This window comes from Streptomyces sp. NPDC038213, assembly GCF_055600495.1.
On record NZ_JBVJYM010000035.1, the window covers coordinates 16,785 to 35,481 of the forward strand.

General features: G+C 71.4%; 15 protein-coding genes and 1 tRNA gene. 6 read left to right on the plus strand and 10 right to left on the minus strand.

The annotated features are described in order from the left end of the window. The first annotated feature begins 100 nt into the window (after window positions 1–100). Both pyk and ACZ7JZ_RS31400 read left to right on the plus strand, forming a co-directional pair. Window positions 101–1,528: a pyruvate kinase gene (pyk, locus tag ACZ7JZ_RS31395; RefSeq protein WP_470945389.1), complete on the plus strand. Its 1,428-nt coding sequence runs from the start codon at window positions 101–103 to the stop codon at window positions 1,526–1,528. Window positions 1,529–1,711: 183 nt separating this feature from the next. Continuing rightward, window positions 1,712–2,521, plus strand: a complete 810-nt coding sequence (locus ACZ7JZ_RS31400; protein ID WP_470945391.1) for a glutamate ABC transporter substrate-binding protein — start codon at window positions 1,712–1,714, stop codon at window positions 2,519–2,521. Between the two features lie 116 nt (window positions 2,522–2,637). Here ACZ7JZ_RS31400 and ACZ7JZ_RS31405 read toward each other — a convergent pair. Then, window positions 2,638–2,710: transfer RNA gene (locus ACZ7JZ_RS31405), tRNA-Leu, on the minus strand. A 99-nt stretch (window positions 2,711–2,809) separates the two neighbouring features. On the opposite strand from ACZ7JZ_RS31405, the gene ACZ7JZ_RS31410 reads away from it, so the two are divergent. After that, a complete protein-coding gene (locus ACZ7JZ_RS31410) occupies window positions 2,810–3,472 on the plus strand; it encodes an ANTAR domain-containing response regulator (RefSeq protein WP_470945393.1) in 663 nt (220 codons plus the stop codon). 86 nt (window positions 3,473–3,558) lie between these two features. Here the strand turns inward: ACZ7JZ_RS31410 and ACZ7JZ_RS31415 are convergent, their stop codons facing one another. The 8 genes from ACZ7JZ_RS31415 to ACZ7JZ_RS31450 all read right to left on the minus strand — a co-directional run bounded on the left by ACZ7JZ_RS31415 (window position 3,559) and on the right by ACZ7JZ_RS31450 (window position 13,195). Beyond that, window positions 3,559–4,275 carry an ABC transporter ATP-binding protein gene (locus ACZ7JZ_RS31415; protein WP_470945395.1) on the minus strand — a complete coding sequence of 239 codons (717 nt, stop codon included), beginning with the start codon at window positions 4,273–4,275 and terminating at the stop codon, window positions 3,559–3,561. Further along, complete coding sequence (locus ACZ7JZ_RS31420) at window positions 4,272–5,264, minus strand: ABC transporter ATP-binding protein (protein ID WP_470945397.1); 993 nt, start codon at window positions 5,262–5,264, stop codon at window positions 4,272–4,274. Before ACZ7JZ_RS31420 ends, ACZ7JZ_RS31415 begins: the two co-directional genes overlap by 4 nt. Continuing rightward, a complete protein-coding gene (locus ACZ7JZ_RS31425; protein ID WP_470945469.1) occupies window positions 5,261–6,976 on the minus strand; it encodes a branched-chain amino acid ABC transporter permease in 1,716 nt (571 codons plus the stop codon). Before ACZ7JZ_RS31425 ends, ACZ7JZ_RS31420 begins: the two co-directional genes overlap by 4 nt. Before the next feature lie 5 nt (window positions 6,977–6,981). Next, window positions 6,982–7,914: a branched-chain amino acid ABC transporter permease gene (locus tag ACZ7JZ_RS31430; protein ID WP_470945398.1), complete on the minus strand. Its 933-nt coding sequence runs from the start codon at window positions 7,912–7,914 to the stop codon at window positions 6,982–6,984. Between the two features lie 136 nt (window positions 7,915–8,050). Further along, window positions 8,051–9,292 (minus strand): branched-chain amino acid ABC transporter substrate-binding protein, encoded by a 1,242-nt coding sequence (locus tag ACZ7JZ_RS31435; protein ID WP_470945400.1) that lies wholly within the window; start codon window positions 9,290–9,292, stop codon window positions 8,051–8,053. 561 nt (window positions 9,293–9,853) lie between these two features. Next, window positions 9,854–10,255, minus strand: a complete 402-nt coding sequence (locus ACZ7JZ_RS31440; protein ID WP_470945402.1) for a hypothetical protein — start codon at window positions 10,253–10,255, stop codon at window positions 9,854–9,856. Between the two features lie 90 nt (window positions 10,256–10,345). Continuing rightward, complete coding sequence (locus ACZ7JZ_RS31445) at window positions 10,346–10,843, minus strand: PaaI family thioesterase (RefSeq protein WP_470945404.1); 498 nt, start codon at window positions 10,841–10,843, stop codon at window positions 10,346–10,348. Window positions 10,844–10,909: 66 nt separating this feature from the next. Then, window positions 10,910–13,195: an FdhF/YdeP family oxidoreductase gene (locus ACZ7JZ_RS31450; RefSeq protein WP_470945406.1), complete on the minus strand. Its 2,286-nt coding sequence runs from the start codon at window positions 13,193–13,195 to the stop codon at window positions 10,910–10,912. A gap of 110 nt (window positions 13,196–13,305) precedes the next feature. Between ACZ7JZ_RS31450 and polA the strand changes: the two genes are divergently transcribed. Continuing rightward, a complete protein-coding gene (gene polA / locus ACZ7JZ_RS31455) occupies window positions 13,306–16,026 on the plus strand; it encodes a DNA polymerase I (protein ID WP_470945409.1) in 2,721 nt (906 codons plus the stop codon). 43 nt (window positions 16,027–16,069) lie between these two features. On the opposite strand, the gene ACZ7JZ_RS31460 is transcribed toward polA, so the two are convergent. Beyond that, window positions 16,070–16,921, minus strand: coding sequence for a DUF4184 family protein (locus tag ACZ7JZ_RS31460; protein WP_470945410.1), 852 nt, complete (start codon window positions 16,919–16,921; stop codon window positions 16,070–16,072). Between the two features lie 224 nt (window positions 16,922–17,145). Between ACZ7JZ_RS31460 and ACZ7JZ_RS31465 the strand changes: the two genes are divergently transcribed. Together ACZ7JZ_RS31465 and ACZ7JZ_RS31470 are read left to right on the plus strand one after the other, a co-directional pair. Beyond that, window positions 17,146–18,387: a lytic transglycosylase domain-containing protein gene (locus ACZ7JZ_RS31465; RefSeq protein WP_470945412.1), complete on the plus strand. Its 1,242-nt coding sequence runs from the start codon at window positions 17,146–17,148 to the stop codon at window positions 18,385–18,387. 168 nt (window positions 18,388–18,555) lie between these two features. Beyond that, window positions 18,556–18,696 (plus strand): SPW_0924 family protein, encoded by a 141-nt coding sequence (locus ACZ7JZ_RS31470; RefSeq protein WP_470945414.1) that lies wholly within the window; start codon window positions 18,556–18,558, stop codon window positions 18,694–18,696. Window position 18,697: the final 1 nt, after the last annotated feature.

An 18,697-nucleotide genomic window follows, 5' to 3' on the forward strand; every position in this document is an offset into this window, starting at 1 on the left:
CACAACCATTCGAGACTTGTCAACACCCTTTCACCAAAAGGTTGTTGAGTAGTCATAACGATCCCATTCACTACCGCCCGGTAGGCCATAGTCTCGGCCCATGCGCCGAGCCAAAATCGTCTGCACCCTGGGCCCCGCCACCGACTCGTACGAGCAGATCAAAGCCCTCGTCGAAGCCGGTATGAACATCGCCCGCCTCAACCTCAGCCACGGCACCTACGCCGAACACGAGGAGCGCTACCAGCGCGTACGCAAGGCCTCCGACGAGACCGGCCGCAGCGTCGGCGTCCTCGCCGACCTTCAAGGCCCGAAGATCCGGCTCGGCCGCTTCGCCGAAGGCCCCGTACTCCTTGAACGCGGCGACGAGTTCACCATCACCGTCGAGGACCACGAAGGCGACCGCCACACCTGCGGCACCACCTACAAGGGACTCCACACCGACGTCACCCCCGGCGAGCGCATCCTCGTCGACGACGGCCGCGTCACCCTCGAGGTCACCGCCGTCGACGGCCCCCGCGTCCGCACCCGCGTCATCGAGGGCGGCATGGTCTCCGACCACAAGGGGCTCAACCTCCCCGGCGTCGCCGTCTCCGTCCCCGCCCTCTCCGACAAGGACATCGAGGACCTCCGCTGGGCCCTGCGCACCGGCGCCGACGTCATCGCCCTCTCCTTCGTCCGCAGCGGCCGCGACATCGAGGACGTCCACCGCATCATGGACGAGGAGGGCCGCCGCCTCCCCGTGATCGCCAAGATCGAGAAGCCGCAGGCCGTCGAGAACATCGAGGACATCGTCGCCGCCTTCGACGGGATCATGGTCGCCCGCGGCGACCTCGGCGTGGAGATGCCCCTCGAACAGGTCCCCATCGTCCAGAAGCGCGCCGTCAAACTGGCCAAGCGCAACGCCAAGCCGGTCATCGTCGCCACCCAGATGCTGGACTCGATGATCGACAACAGCCGCCCCACCCGCGCCGAGGCCTCCGACGTCGCCAACGCCGTCATCGACGGCACCGACGCCGTGATGCTCTCCGGCGAGACCAGCGTCGGCAAGTACCCCGTCGAAACCGTCCGCACCATGTCCCGCATCGTCGAGGCCGCCGAGGAGGACATCCTCGCCAAGGGCCTGCCGCCCCTCACCGAGCGCAGCAAGCCCCGCACCCAGGGCGGGGCCGTCGCCCGCGCCGCTGCCGAGATCGGCGACTTCCTCGACGCCAAGTTCCTCGTCGCCTTCACCCAGAGCGGCGACACCGTCCGGCGGCTGTCCCGCTACCGCTCGCCCATCCCCCTGCTCGCCTTCACCCCCGACCCCGCCACCCGCTCACAGCTCAACCTCACCTGGGGCGTCGAGACCTTCCTCGGCCCCCACGTCGACTCCACCGACGCGATGGTCGCCCAGGTCGACGAGGAGCTGCTGCGGATCGGGCGCTGCGCCCCCGGCGACACGGTGGTCATCACCGCCGGCTCGCCCCCCGGCGTCGCGGGCTCCACCAACCTGGTCCGCGTCCACCACATCGGCGAGGCCGTGCGCTGATCCCGTACCGATGATCTTCCGGTGGCCGGAATGCGCCGCCGGAAGATCTCCGCGGAACCGGATCGTTATCCTCAAGTTTCGCTCAACTCTGATGACGCCCCGCGGGCAATCTCCATAGGTTCCTGTGCAGCCGAGGAAGACGTGCACTTCCTTTCGATGCTGAACCAAAGGAACTCCCCCCTCATGATGGTGTCCCGCGCCGGGCTCTCCGCCGCCGTGCTCGTCCTCTCCTTCGCCGCCACCGGCTGCCTCGGGAGCGACGAGCCGGAGAAGATCTCCATCGGCATCAAGTACGACCAGCCCGGCCTCGGCCTCAAGGGCCCCGACGGCACCTTCAGCGGATTCGACGTGGACGTGGCCACCTACGTGGCCAAGGAGCTTGGCTACGAGCCCGCGGACATCGAGTTCAAGCAGGTCACCAGCTCGGACCGGGAGCTGCTCCTCCAGTACGGCGAGGTCGACTACGTGGTCGCCAGCTACTCGATCACCGAGAAGCGCCGGGCCAAGGTCGACTTCGCGGGCCCGTACTTCACCGCCCACCAGGACATCCTGGTCCGCGCGGGCGACAAGGGGATCAAGGAGGCCGAGGACCTCAACAACAAGCGGATGTGCTCGGTCACCGGCTCCACCTCGGCCCAGAACGTCAAGGAGAAGCTCGCCCCCAAGGCCGGCCTGATGGAGCTCGGCAGCTACTCCGAGTGCGCCGTGGCCCTCAAGGACACCTACCTCGACGCGATGACCACGGACAACGTGATCCTCGCCGGGTACGCCGCCCAGAAGAAGTACCAGGGCGCCTTCAAGCTGGTCGGCCTGAGCCTGAGCGACGAGAAGTACGGCATCGGCGTCAAGAAGGGCGAGACGGAGCTCCGCGCCAAGATCAACGCGGCCCTGAAGAAGATGGCCCAGGACGGCTCCTGGACCGCGTACGTCCAGAAGAACTTCGGCCCCGCCGACTTCAAGTACGACCCGGCCCCGGCGATCAGCGAGGGCTGATCCCGCGAGCGGTACCGGCAGGGCGTCCACCGAGTGCGGTGGGCGCCTTTGCGGGCTTCACCGGGACGGGTGAAGATCGCCGATCAAGGAGGGCGACCTTGGAATCGAAGGAGAAGTACCCCGGGTCGGATTCGAACCGACGCTGTATGGGTTTTGAATCCATGGCCTCTACCGCTGGGCTACCGGGGCCCCTTCGAAACGAAGGATACCTAAGACCCTCCGTGCCACAAACATACAGGAGCTAGGTAGTCTCGTGGGAGCTGAACCAGCCTTGAACGAGGAGCTTCCGTGACCGCCGCCGAGCCCGAGCCCACGCCCGTCGACGCCGACCAGTCGCACGTACCTCCGCTGACGACGCGCGTCGTCATCGCCGAGGACGAGGCGCTGATCCGCCTCGACCTGAAGGAGATGCTCGAAGAGGAGGGCTACTCCGTCGTCGGTGAGGCCGGGGACGGGCAGACGGCGGTGGACCTGGCCCGCGAGCACACGCCGGACCTGGTGATCCTCGATGTCAAGATGCCCGTGCTGGACGGGATCTCGGCGGCCGAGCAGATCGCCAAGGAGTCGATCGCGCCGGTGCTGATGCTGACGGCGTTCTCGCAGCGCGACCTGGTGGAGCGGGCCCGGGACGCGGGCGCGATGGCGTACCTGGTCAAGCCGTTCAGCAAGAGCGACGTGGTGCCGGCCATCGAGATGGCGGTGTCGCGGTTCGCGGAGCTGAAGGCGCTGGAGAAGGAGGTCGAGGACCTCTCGCAGCGGCTGGAGACCCGCAAGCTCGTGGACCGGGCCAAGAGCGTCCTGCAGACCCAGTACGGGCTCACGGAGCCGGCGGCGTTCCGCTGGATCCAGAAGACCTCGATGGACCGCCGCATGTCGATGCAGCAGGTCGCCGAGGCGGTCATCGAGGACGCCGAGGAGAAGGCCGCCGCGGCCAGGCAGCAGCAGGGCTAGCGGCGCGGCCGCGATCCGCCTGACGTACGGCTGAGGCCCGCCCCCGGAGTGATCCGGAGGCGGGCCTCAGTCGTGTGCCGGGGAGGTCAGTCCTCGCCGAGGTAGGCCTTGCGGACGTCCTCGTTGTGGAGGAGTTCCTGGCCCGTGCCGGACAGGACGATCTTGCCGATCTCCATGACGTGCGCCTGGTCGGCGAGGGAGAGCGCCGCCTGGGCGTTCTGCTCGACGAGCAGGATGGTGGTGCCGGCGGCCTTGAGCTCCGCGATGGTGGCCATGATCTTCTGCATCATGAGCGGCGAGAGGCCCATGGAGGGCTCGTCGAGCATGAGCAGCTTGGGCTGGGACATCAGCGCGCGTCCCATGGCGAGCATCTGCTGCTCGCCGCCCGAGAGGGTGCCGGCGGCCTGCTTGCGGCGTTCGCCCAGGATGGGGAACATCTCGTAGGCGCGCTCGATGTCCTTCTCGATGCCCTCCTTGTCGGTGCGCAGGAAGGCACCGAGCTGGAGGTTCTCGGCGATCGTCAGCCGGGGGAAGATGTGGCGGCCCTCGGGGGAATGGGCCAGGCCCAGGGAGACGATCTTGTGCGCCGGGACGGTGCTGAGCGGCTGGCCGTCGAAGGTGATGCTGCCGGAGCGGGGCTTGATGAGTCCGGAGAGGGTGCGCAGGGTGGTGGTCTTGCCGGCGCCGTTGGTGCCGACGAGGCAGACGATCTCGCCCTGGTTGACCTCGAAGGAGATTCCCTTGACGGCTTCGATCTTGCCGTAGGCGACCTTGAGGTCCTCGACCTTGAGCAGTGCGGTCACTTGGCTTCTCCTTCCTTGTCCGTGCCGGTGGTGCCGGTGGTGCTGTCGGGGGCCGGTGCGGCCTCGTCCGCGGGTGCCCCGTCCGCCGGGGCGGAGTCCTCGGCGGCCTCTTCGGCCGCTTCCGCGGCCTCGGTGTGGGCCGCTTCGGCGTGGGCCTCGGCGGCCTCGACCTCGGCGAGTTCGGCGGCGCCCGGGTCGCCCTCCATGGGGGTGCCGAGGTAGGCGGCGATGACGCGCTCGTCGCCCTGGACCTCGGAGGCGGTGCCCTCGATGAGCTTCTCGCCCTGGACGAGGCAGGCCACCCGGTCGCAGAGGTTGAAGATGAAGCGCATGTCGTGCTCGATGACGAGGACGGCGACGCCCATGTCCCGGATGGCGAAGATGAGTTCTTCGGCCGCGCGGGTCTCCTGGGGGTTCATGCCGGCCGTGGGCTCGTCGAGGAGGATCAGGCCGGGGTCGCTGGCGAGGGCCCGGGCGATCTCCAGCTTGCGCTGCTCGCCGTAGGGGAGGTTCTTCGCCAGGTGCTGGGCCTTGTCCTGCAGGCCGATGAACTCCAGCAGCTCCATCGCGCGGGCCTCGCTGGCGGCTTCGGCCTTCTTGAAGCCGGGTCCGCGCAGCAGGGCCGACCAGAGGCCCTCCTTGGTCCGGGTGTGGCGTCCGACGAGGACGTTCTCCATCACGGTCATGTTGGAGAAGAGCCGGATGTTCTGGAAGGTACGGGCGATGCCTGCCTGGGTGACGAGGTGGGGCTTGGGCGGCAGGACGGTGCCCTTGTAGCTGACGGTGCCCTCGGTGGGGACGTACAGGCCGGTCAGGCAGTTGAAGAAGGTGGTCTTGCCGGCGCCGTTGGGGCCGATCAGACCGACGATCTCGCCCGCGTTGACGGTGAGGTCCACGCCGCGGACGGCGGTGAGGCCGCCGAACCGCATCGTGACGCCGCTGGCCGCGAGGACGGGGCTCTGGGTGGTGGTGGTCGTCATGGTGTTCACGCCCCCGCCTTGGCGGTGGCCAGGTCCGAGGGGGCCTGGTCAGCGGTGTCGTCGTGGTACTCGAGCTTCGCGCGCTTGTCGGCGATGAGGCCTTCGGGGCGGAAGCGCATGAGCAGGATGAGGGCGATGCCGAAGCCGAGGAGCTGGTAGTCCTGGAGGAACTGGAGCTTGGCCGGGATCAGGAAGAGCAGTGCGGCGCCGAGGATGGGGCCGCGGATGGTGCCCATGCCGCCGAGGATGACGGCGGCGAGGAGGAACGCCGAGTTCGGGGGCACGGGGCCGGCGAAGACGTAGTTCTCGGGGACGACCGTGGTGTTGACGTGCGCCTGGACCGTGCCGGCGACGCCGGCGAGGGTGGCGCCGAGGGCGAAGGCGATCAGCTTGACGCGGAAGCCGTTGATGCCCATGGCGGTGGCGGCGGTCTCGTCCTCGCGGATGGCGACCCAGGCGCGGCCGATGCGGCTGTTCTGGGAGCGGGCGAAGACGATGATGACCAGGGCCATCACGAGGAGCATGAGCAGGTAGTAGTTGGCGTAGGCGCCGAGCTCGACTCCGAGGACCGTGTGGGACTCGCCGAAGTTGTACCCGAAGATCTCCAGGTGGGGGATGTTCGGGATGCCGTTGGGCCCGTTGGTGATCCGGGGGCCGGAGACTCCGTCCAGGTTGCCCATGGCGATGCGGAAGATCTCTCCGAAGCCGAGGGTGACGATGGCGAGGTAGTCGCCGCGCAGGCGGAGGGTGGGGGCTCCGATGACCACGCCGAAGACGAGGGAGGCGACTGCTCCGACGATGACGGCGGCCCAGAAGGGCAGGTGCACCCCGAAGGCGGAGGCGGTGCTGCCGGAGACCAGGGCGGCCGCGTAGGCGCCGACGCCGAGGAAGGCGACGTAGCCGAGGTCGAGGAGGCCGGCGAGGCCGACGACCACGTTGAGGCCGAGGGCGACGGTCGCGAAGATCAGGATGTTGACCGCGATCAGCGTGTAGGTGTCGCCGCTCTGCTGGATGAAGGGGAAGGCGACGGCCGCGGCCATGGTGGCGATGATCGTCACCTGGCGGTTCTTCGAGGTGATCTCGCTGAAGCGGTCGATGAGCCCGGACTTCATGAGGGCGGTGGCGGCGAAGCCGACGATGATCAGGTACGCGATGAAGAGCTGCGGTTCCGAGTCGTCGGTGTCGATGCCGAAGGTGACCACGAAGAGGCCGAGGGCGAAGACTCCGGTGATGACGAGGAGTTCGGCCCAGGAGGGCAGGGCGCTCTGCGGGGGTGCGGCCTTGCGGGTGTCGTCCGGGAGCTTGTACGCGGCTGCGGCGGGGACGGCCGAGGCGACGAGGGCGAGGTAGGCGCCGGGCTCCAGGTGGGCGAATCCGCCCAGCTCGACGGCGATCGCGAGCACCGTGAAGAGGGTGGTGGCGAAGGTGCCGAGGGCGAGCAGCCACAGGGGCTTGCGGGCGCCGGTGGGGGTGAGCCAGCGGAAGCCCTTGATGCCGAGCGCGGCGAGGGCGAAGGCTGCGGTGAGCAGGGCGCCGACGAGGCTGAGCATCTGGAGGGGGGCGGGGCTGCCGTAGATCGTGAGGTCACCGGGGAAGTCGGTGGTCCACGTCCAGGCCAGGTAGGCGGAGGCGATGGTGCCGGCGCTGCCGCCGAGGACGGAGTAGAGCAGGGCTGCCTTGGGTGCGGCGGCCGTGGTCTTCGTGGTGCTGTCGGTGGTCATGGTTCTCACGCCCGATCCGCGACGCGCTCGCCGAGCAGGCCCTGGGGCCGGACGAGGAGGACGACGATGAGGAGTACGAACGCCCAGACGTTGGACCAGGCGCCTCCGCCGAGCTGCTGCATGCCGGGGATCTCTTCGATGTAGGCGATCGAGAGCGCCTCGGCGAGGCCGAGGACCACGCCGCCGACCATGGCGCCGTAGATGTTCCCGATGCCGCCGAGGACGGCCGCGGTGAACGCCTTCAGGCCGAGGATGAAGCCCATTTCGAAGTTGATCTGGCCCTTGTCGACGCCGTACGCGACGGCGGCGACGGCGGCGAACGCGGCACCGATGGCGAAGGCCATCACGATGATGCGGTCGGTGTTGATGCCCATCAGCTTCGCGGTGTCCGGGTCCTGGGCGGTGGCCTGCATGGCGCGGCCGCTGCGGCTCTTGGAGACGAAGACTCCGAGGGCGAGCATGCACAGGGGGGCGAGGGCGAGGATGAAGGCGTCGGAGCGCTGGATCGCGAGGTGGTCCGTGATCTGGTACGCGTCGCCGGTGAACTCGGGGAAGGTCACAGCCTTCTTGGCGTCCGGGTAGAACTGCCAGACGAGCTGCTGGAGCGCGATCGAGAGGCCGATGGCGGTGATGAGGGGTGCGAGGCGGGGGGCGCTGCGCAGCGGCCGGTACGCGAAGCGCTCCGCGGCGGTTGCGACGGCTACGGAGGCGAGCGCGCCACCGATGATCATGAGCGGGATCGCCACCAGCAGGGAGGTTCCGCTCGGGAGAGCGGTGTAGGTGGTGAGGGCGCCAAAGCCACCGATCATGAAGATCTCGCCGTGGGCGAAGTTGATGAGCTGGACGATGCCGTAGACCATGGTGTACCCGATGGCTATGAGGCCATAAAGGGCACCGAGGGCCAGACCGTCGACCAGCTGTTGCGGCAGTTCGTTCACCGCAGGGCCTCCGATGAGCGTGTCGGATAAGACTCCGCGCGAGGGCGCTGTTTGCGCCCTCGCGCGGCTTGGTTCTTTGTGGTGCGGTCCGGGCCGGCGGGCCCGGGGCTGTCAGGCCCGGGGGCCCGGAGCGGTCCTACTCGGTGAAGGTGGCGGACTTGACGTCCTTCCAGGCGCCGCCCTCGACCTTGTAGACGGTGAGCTGCTTGTTGGTGGTGTCACCGAACTCGTCGAAGGCGACCTTTCCGGTCACACCGTCGAAGGCGACCTTGCCCATGGCCTCGACGACCTTGGCGCGGGCGTCGGCCGGGACCTTGCCGCCGTTGGCGGCGACGACGGCCTTGACGGCCTGGATCACGGACCAGGCGGCGTCGTAGGAGTAGCCGCCGTAGGCCGCGTAGGGGTCCTTGTAGCCGCCGGCCGCGTAGTCCGCGATGAACTTCTTGGCGGTGTCCAGCTTCTCGACCGGGTAGCCGATGGAGGTGGCGAGGTCGCCGTCGTTGGCCTCGGCGGACGCGGCGATGAAGGCCGGGTCGTAGATGCCGTCGCCGCCCATGACGGGGATCTTGGCGCCGGTCTTCTTGATCTGGTCGGAGAGCAGGCCGCCCTCGGGGTACTGGCCGCCGTAGTAGACGGAGTCGGCACCGGAGGTCTTGACCTTGTTCGCGGTGGAGGAGAAGTCCGTCTCCTTGACCGTGACGTGGTCGGTGTCCACGACCTGGCCGCCGAGGCGCTTGAACTCGGCGGAGAAGATGGCCGCGAGGCCGGCGCCGTAGGTCTGCTTGTCGTCGACGACGTAGACCTTCTTCTTGCCGGCGTCCTTGAAGAGGTACTGGGCGGCGAACTTGCCCTGGACCACGTCGGTGGCGGCGGTGCGGAAGTAGGTGGTGAAGGGGCGCTTGAACTCGCCCTTGCCCCAGTTGTCGCCCTGGCTCAGCGCCGGGTTGGTGTTGGCGGGGGAGACCTGGACCAGCTTGGCGGCCTCGAAGACGCCCTGCATCTGCTGGGCGACGCCGGAGTTCAGCGGGCCGACGACGCCGAGGACGTCCTTGTTGCCGACGAGCTTGGTGGCGTTGGCCTGGCCCGAGGCGGGGACGGCCTGGTCGTCCAGGGCCTCGACCTTGAACTCGACCCCGGGGACCTCGTTGTTCTTGTTGGCCGTCTTGGCCGCGAGGTCGACGGAGTTCTTGATGCCCTGGCCGAGGGCGGAGAGGGATCCGGTCAGCGGGGCGTCCACGCCGATGACGACGACGGTCTTGCCGCTGCCGCCACTGTTGTTGTTCTCCTTGCCGCCCCCGTCGCGCGAACCGCAGGCGGTGAGGGTGAGTGCTCCGGTGGTGAGCACGGTGGTGAGAACAAGCAAAGAACGGTGTCGCACGATTCTTCCTTTCCCTGGCGCGGCGCCCTCTGTGAGGTGCCGGTGTGTCGCCGGGCCGCGGATGGGAGTACGCGGCTGTGCCGAGACGCGCCCGGCGGCGCGGTGACTGGCCGTGACTCTAGGCCGGAGGTGGCGAGCTCGGGGAGCGGGGAAAGGAGGATGTGACGCTCTTGTTATGCCAAGGCCAAGAATGTGTGCGGTAGGTACGGGCATTTCGGGCCTTTGGGGGTGCCCCGGGGTGTCCGCATCCTGAGAATTCCCTGTTCCGCTAAGGGGCTTGGGCGTTCGATGGTCCTGACGCTGATCGTTTGGCCAATTTTCTCGCGGGGCGTGCCCAAAGGGGCTGTTCCGGCTGTGGAGAAAAGGTGAAATGCCAGTTCAGGCTGGCATTCCATGGCGATACATGATTACGGACAGTGAGATCATCGCGGAGCCCTTCCTTCCGGCAGAACGGTGCTCCGTACACCGGACCCGCCGCGACCTGCTGCTCGGCTCCGGGGCGCGCCGGATCGGCGCCGTGCCCGGAAGGCGGACAGGCGGAGCGGAATCCGGTGAGCGGGTTCAGGCCGGGGGGCGCCAGTTCTCGGAGCTCTCGGTGGCACCGCGGCGCTCGGTGCACAGCTCCCGGGTGCGGCGGTCCGCGAGCTCAAGTGCGGCCCGGCGGCCGCGTGTTCGCTCCAGGGCGCGGGCCTCGGCGAGGACGGTCTCGTGGATCTCGTACTGGCCGTTCGAGAGGCCCTTCTGCTCCCAGTCGAGACCGGCCCAATAACTGCCCGTGAGCGCTTCGCGGGCCCAGTAGGAGACGAGGGCGGTGCAGACCTCGGCGGGTGAGCCGGGCCGCGGCGCAGGGGAGGCGCTCCGTACGGGCGGGCGGGGAGCGGAATCGGTGCATCCGCCGGCGGCCAGTGCGAGGAGGAGCGCGCTGCCGGCGTACCGGCCCAGGACGTGCCTCGGTGTCCCCATGAGGGGAAGGTAGGGGGCGTCGGGCGGCGGCACAACCGGCGCGGCGGCCGGCGCGGGGTCCGCGGCGGCCACTGCCGGTTCGCGCCGCCGCTACGGGGCGACCACGGCGGCCGCGGCGTCCTGGCCGCCCATGGCCCCGACGTCGCGGAGCATGCAGGTCAGGCGGGCGCTGCACAGCCGCCGGTCCTGCTCGTCGGTGATGACGATGTCGTACGTGGCCGTGGAGCGGCCGCGGTGCACGGGGGTGGCCGTGCCGGTGACCAGGCCGGAGCGGGCGCCGCGGTGGTGGGTGCAGTTGAGGTCCACGCCGACGGCGATCTTGGTGATGCCGCCGTGGAGCATGGAGCCGACGGACCCGAGGGTCTCGGCCAGGACGGCGGAGGCGCCGCCGTGCAGGAGCCCGTAGGGCTGGGTGTTGCCCTCGACGGGCATGGTGCCCACGACCCGGTCGGCGGAGGCCTCCTTGATCTGGATGCCCATGCGGGCGCCCAGGTGCCCGGCGGAGAAGAGTGCGGGCAGGTCCACGCCGAGTGCCGCGTACTCGTCGATGACCTCTTGAGGGAACTTCACGTGCTGCTGCTCGCCCATGGGGCCGGCTCCTGTCGTAAACGACCGCTAACGTGTGCTCTTCATATCACCCGCCTGAGCGGGCGCTCAGCCCGGCCGGTCGGTCGCGGGCTCGAAGCGGACGACCACGGACTTGCTGGCCGGGGTGTTGCTGGTGTCGGCCGTGGAGTCGAGGGGCACGAGGACGTTGGTCTCGGGGTAGTAGGCGGCCGCGCAGCCGCGGGCCGTGGGGTAGTGGACCACCCGGAAGCCGGGGGCCCGGCGCTCCACCCCGTCCCGCCACTCCCCGACGAGGTCCGTGTACGCCCCGTCGGCGAGCCCCAGCTCACGGGCGTCCTCGGGGTGGACGAGCACGACGCGGCGGCCGCCGGTGATGCCCCGGTAGCGGTCGTCGAGCCCGTAGATGGTGGTGTTGTACTGGTCGTGGGAGCGCAGGGTCTGCAGCAGCAGGCGGCCCGCGGGGACCTCGGGGTACTCGACGGGGGCGGCGGTGAAGTTCGCCTTGCCGGTCTTCGTGGGGAAGCGGCGCTCGTCGCGGGGGGCGTGGGGGAGCGTGAACCCGCCGGGGGCGGCGATCCGGGTGTTGAACTCCTCGAAGCCGGGGACCACGCGCGCGATCCGGTCGCGGATGGCGGCGTAGTCCGCCTCGAACTCCTCCCACGGGGTGCGCGAGCCCTCCCCGAGGACGGCGCGGGCCAGGCGGGCGACGATGGCGGGCTCGGAGAGCAGGTGCGGGCTCGCGGGGGCGAGGTTGCCGCGGGAGGCGTGGACCATGCCCATCGAGTCCTCGACCGTGACGAACTGCTTGCCGGAGGACTGTACGTCCTTGTCGGTGCGGCCGAGCGTGGGCAGGATCAGGGCGCGCCGGCCGGTGACCGCGTGGGAGCGGTTGAGCTTGGTGGAGACGTGGACGGTGAGGGAGGCCTTCCGTACGGCGGCCTCGGTGACCGCGGTGTCCGGGGTGGCGCCGACGAAGTTGCCGCCCATGGCGAAGAAGACCTTGGCCCGCCCGTCGCGCAGGGCCTCGATGGCGCGGACCACGTCGTAGCCGTGGTGGCGCGGCGAGGTGATCCCGAACTCCTTGTCGAGGGCGTCGAGGAAGGCCGGCGCGGGGCGCTCGAAGATCCCCATGGTGCGGTCGCCCTGGACGTTGGAGTGCCCGCGCACGGGGCAGACCCCCGCGCCGGGGCGGCCGATGTTGCCGCGGAGCAGGAGGAGGTTGACGACCTCGCGGATGGTGGCGACGGCGTGCTTGTGCTGGGTCAGGCCCATGGCCCAGCAGGCGATGGTGCGCTCCGATGCGAGGACCAGGCCCAGGGCCTCCTCGATCTCGGCGCGAGTGAGGCCGGTGGCGGCGAGGGTCTCGTCCCAGTCGGCGGTGCGCGCGGCGGCGGCGAACTCCTCGTACCCGTGGGTGTGCTCGCGGACGAACTCCTCGTCCACGGCGCCCCCGGCTTCGAGGACGAGCTTGTTGAGCAGGCGGAAGAGGGCCTGGTCGCCGCCGATGCGGATCTGGAGGTGCAGGTCGGTCAGACGGGTGCCCTTGAGCATCCCCAGGGGGGTCTGGGGGTTCTTGAAGCGCTCCAGGCCCGCCTCGGGCAGCGGGTTCACCGAGATGATCTTCGCCCCGGCGGCCTTGGCCTTCTCCAGGGCGGACAGCATCCGCGGGTGGTTCGTACCCGGGTTCTGCCCGGCGACGATGATCAGGTCCGCGCGGTGGAGGTCTTCGAGGGAGACGCTGCCCTTGCCGATGCCGATGGTCTCCGTGAGGGCCGAGCCGGAGGACTCGTGGCACATGTTGGAGCAGTCGGGCAGGTTGTTCGTGCCGTACTCGCGGGCGAAGAGCTGGAGGAGGAAGGCGGCCTCGTTGCTGGTGCGCCCGGAGGTGTAGAAGAGGGCCTCGTCCGGGGAGGACAGGGCGCGCAGCTCCTCGCCGATGATCGAGAAGGCCCGCTCCCAGCTGACGGCCTCGTACCGGTCGGCGCCCTCGGGGAGGTACACCGGCTGGGTGAGGCGGCCCTGCTGGCCCAGCCAGTAGCCGGAGCGCTCCGCGAGCTCGGAGACCGGGTGGGCGGCGAAGAACTCGGGGGTGACCCGGCGCAGGGTGGCCTCCTCGGCCACGGCCTTGGCGCCGTTCTCGCAGAACTCGGCCGCGTGCCGCTTGTCCCCCTCGGGCCAGGCGCAGCCGGGGCAGTCGAAGCCGTCCTTCTGGTTGACCTTCAGGAGGGTGCGGGCGGTACGGGCGAGGCCCATCTGCTCGCGGGCCATCCTGAGGGTGTGGCCGATGGCGGGCAGGCCCGCGGCGGCGTGCTGCGGGGGCGCGACCTGCGGTGCGTCCTGTACCGGGTCACCTGCGGGCGGCTTGGCGGCCATGGCGCTCCCCTTCGAGCGTGGTGCGTTTCGTGCGTACACCCCCGATCCTGTCACGCCCGGCGGACCCGGCCGCGGGGGGATTGTCGGCGCGGCCGCCTAGGATCGGGGGCGTGGCAGAGACAGCAGCGAAGAAGACCGAAGCAGAGACCGCAGCGAGCCGTCCCCGGCTGATGCTCATGGACGGGCACTCCCTGGCGTACCGGGCGTTCTTCGCGCTGCCGGCGGAGAACTTCACGACGGCGACCGGCCAGCCGACCAACGCGATCTACGGATTCGCGTCGATGCTGGCGAACACCCTGCGCGACGAGGCGCCCACGCACTTCGCGGTGGCCTTCGACGTCTCGCGCAAGACGTGGCGCTCGCAGGAGTTCCCCGAGTACAAGGCCAACAGGTCGAAGACCCCCGACGAGTTCAAGGGGCAGGTGGAGCTGATCGGCGAGCTGCTGGACGCCATGGGCGTGCCGCGGTTCGCGGTGGACGGCTTCGAGGCCGACGACGTGATCGCCACGCTGGCGACGCAGGCCGAGGCCGCCGGTTTCGACGTGCTGATCGTCACGGGCGACCGGGACTCCTTCCAGCTGGTCACGGACCGGGTGACCGTGCTGTACCCGACCAAGGGCGTCTCGGAGCTGACCCGCTTCACGCCGGAGAAGGTCGAGGAGAAGTACGGGCTGAGCCCGCAGCAGTACCCCGACTTCGCGGCCCTGCGCGGCGACCCGTCGGACAACCTGCCCGGCATCCCGGGCGTCGGCGAGAAGACGGCCGCCAAGTGGATCACGCAGTTCGGGTCCTTCGCGGAGCTCGTCGAGCGGGCCGACGAGGTCAAGGGCAAGGCCGGGCAGAACTTCCGCGACCACCTGGACGCGGTGAAGATGAACCGCGTCCTGACCGAGATGGTCCGGGACGTGGAGCTGCCCAAGGGCCCCGCCGACCTGGAGCGCGCGCCGTACGACCGGCAGGCCGTCACCGGCGTGCTCGACGTGCTGGAGATCCGCAACGCCTCGCTGCGCGAGCGGCTGCTGGCCGTGGACCCGGGCGCGGAGGCGGAGGCCGAGGCCCCGCCCGCGGCGGGCGTGGAGCTGGACGGCGCGGTGCTGGGCGCGGGCGAGCTGGCCCCCTGGCTGGAGGCGCACGCGGGCGGCGAGCTCGGCCTGGCCACGGTCGACACGTGGGCGCAGGGCACGGGCCGGGTGGCCGAGGTGGCGCTGGCCGCCGCGGACGGCGCCGCGGCCTGGTTCGACCCGGCGCAGCTGGACGAGGCCGACGAGCGCGCGTTCGCGCAGTGGATCGCGGACCCGCAGCGCCCCAAGGTGCTGCACAACGCCAAGGGCGCCATGCGGGTCTTCCCCGACCAGGGCTGGACCGTCGCGGGCGTCTCGATGGACACGGCGCTGGCGGCGTACCTGGTCAAGCCCGGCCGCCGGTCCTTCGCGCTGGACGTGCTCAGCGTGGAGTACCTGGGCCGCGAGCTCCAGGCCCCCGCGGGCGACGGCCAGCTCGCCTTCGGCGCGGACGAGGAGGCCGAGGCCGAGGCGCTGATGGCGCAGGCCCGCGCCGTGCTCGACCTGGGCGGGGCCTTCGCGGGCCGGCTGGCCGAGGTAGGCGCCGTCGAGCTGCTGCACGAGGTGGAGCTGCCGACCTCCGAGCTGCTGGCGCGCATGGAGCGGTACGGCATCGCCGCCGACCGGGAGCACCTGGAGGCGATGGAGCAGCAGTTCGCGGGCGCCGTCCAGCAGGCCGTGAAGGAGGCGCACGCCTCGGTGGGGCACGAGTTCAACCTCGGCTCGCCCAAGCAGCTCCAGGAGGTCCTCTTCGGGGAGCTCGGCCTGCCCAAGACCAAGAAGACGAAGACCGGGTACACGACCGACGCCGACGCCCTCGCCTGGCTGGCCTCGCAGACGGAGCACGAGCTGCCGGTGCTCATGCTGCGCCACCGCGAGCAGGCCAAGCTGCGGGTGACCGTCGAGGGCCTGGTCAAGACCATCGCCGCCGACGCCCGGATCCACACCACGTTCAGCCAGACCGTGGCCGCGACGGGCCGCCTGTCCTCCACGGACCCGAACCTCCAGAACGTGCCCGTCCGCACGGACGAGGGCCGCGCCATCCGCCGCGGGTTCGTGGTCGGCGAGGGCTTCGAATCCCTGATGACGGCCGACTACAGCCAGATCGAGCTGCGCGTCATGGCGCACCTCTCGGAGGACGAGGGCCTGATCGCGGCCTTCCTCTCCGGCGAGGACCTGCACACCACGGTCGCCTCCCAGGTGTTCGGGGTGGAGCGCTCCGAGGTCGACGCCGAGATGCGCCGCAAGATCAAGGCCATGTCGTACGGCCTCGCGTACGGCCTGTCGGCCTTCGGCCTCTCCCAGCAGCTGAACATCGAGCCGGCCGAGGCCCGCGGGCTCATGGAGACCTTCTTCGAGCGCTTCGGCGGGGTCCGGGACTACCTCCAGCGGGTCGTCGACGAGGCCCGTGCGACGGGGTACACGGCCACGATGCTCGGCCGCCGCCGCTACCTTCCCGACCTCAACAGCGACAACCGCCAGCGCCGCGAGGCCGCCGAGCGCATGGCGCTCAACGCGCCGATCCAGGGCACCGCCGCCGACATCGTGAAGGTCGCGATGCTGCGCGTGGACAAGGCGCTGGCCGAGGCCGGGCTGGCCTCCCGGATGCTGCTCCAGGTGCACGACGAAATCGTGCTGGAGATCGCCCCCGGCGAGCGCGAGCGGGTCGAGGAGCTGGTCCGCCGCGAGATGGCGGCCGCCGTCCAGCTGCGCGCCCCGCTCGACGTGTCGGTGGGCGTGGGCCCCGACTGGGAGTCCGCGGCGCACTGATCCGTACGCGGGGGCCGGCGGCCCCCGCGCGGTGCCCGTCCCCTCAGCGCGGGGGGACGGGCACCGGCGTACGCGGGCTGCGGTCGGGCCCGCGGTGGCGCAGGCGGTACCACACGCCGTACCCCAGCAGCACCGCGCCGAGCCCGGCGCCCGCCCCGAAGCACACGGCGGGGACGTGGTCGAGCACGCCGAGCGCGGCCGGGTCGTTGTGCGCGTACCAGAGCCGGACCCGCTGCACGGCCCCGAGGACGGCCCCGGCCCCGCACAGCAGCAGCACGGCCGCCCGGACCCGCCCGCCCGGCTCCGGCACGGCCGCGGGCGGCGGACCCGCGGGCACGGCCCGCAGCGCGCCCAGCAGGAACCAGCCCAGGACGCCGAGCGCGAGCGCCGAGCCCCCGTACTGCACGAGCGCGTACAGCGGCTGGCCGGTGCCGGCCACGGTCCGGTTCAGCACCGGGAAGGCGTCGGTGCCCCACCGGTCGTGGTGCGTGAAGCTGTCCCAGACCACGTGCGTCAGCGAGCCCGCCGCCGCGGACACCCAGAACCGGCCGGCCAGCCGCAGCGGGCTCCGCCCCCGCCAGTCCTCCCCGCGGGCCAGCGCATACGCCCGGTGCCGGCGGGCGGCGGGCAGCAGCGCGGCCAGCGGCTCGCGCAGCAGCAGCCAGGCCCCCACCAGTACCGCGGTCAGCAGCACGTCCACGGTCAGCACCCCCGGCAGCGAGTGCGTCACGTCCCCGAAGGCCATCCCGCCGGGCACCGCGCTCGCGGCGAAGTACGTCAGGTCCGGCGCGAAGGAGCCCGCGACCAGCGCCGAGGCCATCAGCGGGCCGCGCGCCCGGCCGGAGCGGCGGATGCCCGGCAGCACCGCGGCCGCGTGGCTGAGCGTGAACGGCATGGGGCTCCCCTTCGTGGACCACCGGATCTGTGGATCACCGGAGTTCAGTATGCGCGGGCGGCGGATCCCGTGGCGAAGCGGTGAAGCTGCGGAGGACGCGGCGGGGAGGTCCCCGCGGATCCGGGGGAGTTGCCGGGATCCGCCGGTCAAGTGCTGTCGGACGGAGGACGGTTGCCGTAGGGTCACGCGGACGAATCGGCCGTTCGAGGGGGAGGGACCGGTCCATGGCGGCAGGCGGAATCGGACGCGCACTGCGCCGGGGCGGGGCCGCGGCCCTGGTCTCCGCGCTGGTCATCGGGGCGGTCTCGGCCTCCCGGGGCCCGGACGCGGGCACCGCGGCGGCCGCCGACCGGCCCGGCGCCCGGCAGCAGGCCGCCCCCGCACCGGCCGCCGCGCCCCGCGGCTCCACGTACTACACCGCCCTGCCGCCGCTGGTCTCCCCGGAGCCGCCCGGCACCCCGCCGGCCCCGCCCGCCCCGGCCCCCGCCGCCTCCCCGCCCCCGGCCCCGCCGGTCCGGCCCGCCCCGCCGAAGGCAGAGCAGGTCTTCCGCGGGGTCGGCGAGGCCGGCCGGGGGATCCCGGCGACCGTCCTGGCCGCGTACCGGCGGGCCGAGCGCACGGTCGCGGAGCGGGACGCCGGCTGCGGGCTGCGCTGGGAACTCCTCGCGGCCGTCGGCAAGGTGGAGTCGGGGCACGCCCGCGGCGGCCTCGTCGACCGCGCGGGCACCACGCTCACGCCGATCCTCGGGCCGGTGCTCGACGGCACCCGCTTCGCGCTGATCCGCGACACCGACGGCGGCCGCCACGACGGGGACACCGCGTACGACCGGGCGGTCGGCCCGATGCAGTTCATCCCCTCGACCTGGGCCGGCTGGGGCCAGGACGGGGACGGCGACGGCACCCGCAACCCGGGCAACGTCTTCGACGCCGCGCTCGCCGCGGGCCGCTACCTGTGCGCGGGCGGGCGCGACCTGGGCCGCGCGGCGGACCTGGACCGGGCGGTGCTGGCGTACAACCGCTCGTCCGCCTACCTGGCCACGGTCCGGTCCTGGTACGCGTACTACGCCGACGGCACCCACGAGGTCCCGGACACCCGCCCGGCCCCGGGCACCCCGGCCCCGGAGCCGACGCCTACGCCCTCCCCGGAGCCGACGCCTACGCCGACCCCGACCCCGAAGCCCACGCCCACGCCTTCCCCGGAGCCGACGCCCACGCCCACGCCGAAGCCCACCCCCACCCCCACGCCTACGCCGGACCCCAGCCCGGAGCCGACGCCTACCCCTACGCCGAAGCCCACCCCGACACCTACGCCCACCCCGACCCCCACGCCCACCCCCACGCCCACCCCCACCGCGGCCCCGACCCCCACCCCCACCCCCACCGCCTCGCACCTCCCCGCCCCCCTCCCCACGCCCGCGGCCCCCACCGCCTCCCCGGACCCCGCCGCCCCCGCCGAAGGCCGCTGACCACGCCCGCGGCGGCCCGTACGGGCGCCGTACGGACGTCCCGCAGAGCCCGTGCGGACGCCCGAACCGGCCTGCGCGCGGACGCCCGCGCACCGGTGTTCTCATCTCGCCCCCGCATTGCTACGGTGCCCCAGCCCTGACGCCGTATCAGATTCGGGAGGCCCCGCCATGCGCGCACTCGTCGCCGCCGCCATCGGGCTGGCCGCCGCGGTGGCCCTCGTGTTCCTCGCCGTGTCGGTCGGACCGCCCGAGGGCAGCACCTCGCCCAAACCGCTGCTCACCACCGTGCCCGCGGCACCCGGACAGTAGA

Coding starts and splice junctions, on each gene's coding strand:
- ACZ7JZ_RS31450 (WP_470945406.1), bottom strand. CDS start 13,195: ATGGCCGCCAAGCCGCCCGCAGGTGACCCGGTACAGGACGCACCGCAG.
- ACZ7JZ_RS31445 (WP_470945404.1), bottom strand. CDS start 10,843: ATGGGCGAGCAGCAGCACGTGAAGTTCCCTCAAGAGGTCATCGACGAG.
- ACZ7JZ_RS31465 (WP_470945412.1), top strand. CDS start 17,146: ATGGCGGCAGGCGGAATCGGACGCGCACTGCGCCGGGGCGGGGCCGCG.
- ACZ7JZ_RS31400 (WP_470945391.1), top strand. CDS start 1,712: ATGATGGTGTCCCGCGCCGGGCTCTCCGCCGCCGTGCTCGTCCTCTCC.
- ACZ7JZ_RS31425 (WP_470945469.1), bottom strand. CDS start 6,976: ATGACCACCGACAGCACCACGAAGACCACGGCCGCCGCACCCAAGGCA.
- pyk (WP_470945389.1), top strand. CDS start 101: ATGCGCCGAGCCAAAATCGTCTGCACCCTGGGCCCCGCCACCGACTCG.
- ACZ7JZ_RS31440 (WP_470945402.1), bottom strand. CDS start 10,255: ATGGGGACACCGAGGCACGTCCTGGGCCGGTACGCCGGCAGCGCGCTC.
- ACZ7JZ_RS31470 (WP_470945414.1), top strand. CDS start 18,556: ATGCGCGCACTCGTCGCCGCCGCCATCGGGCTGGCCGCCGCGGTGGCC.
- ACZ7JZ_RS31460 (WP_470945410.1), bottom strand. CDS start 16,921: ATGCCGTTCACGCTCAGCCACGCGGCCGCGGTGCTGCCGGGCATCCGC.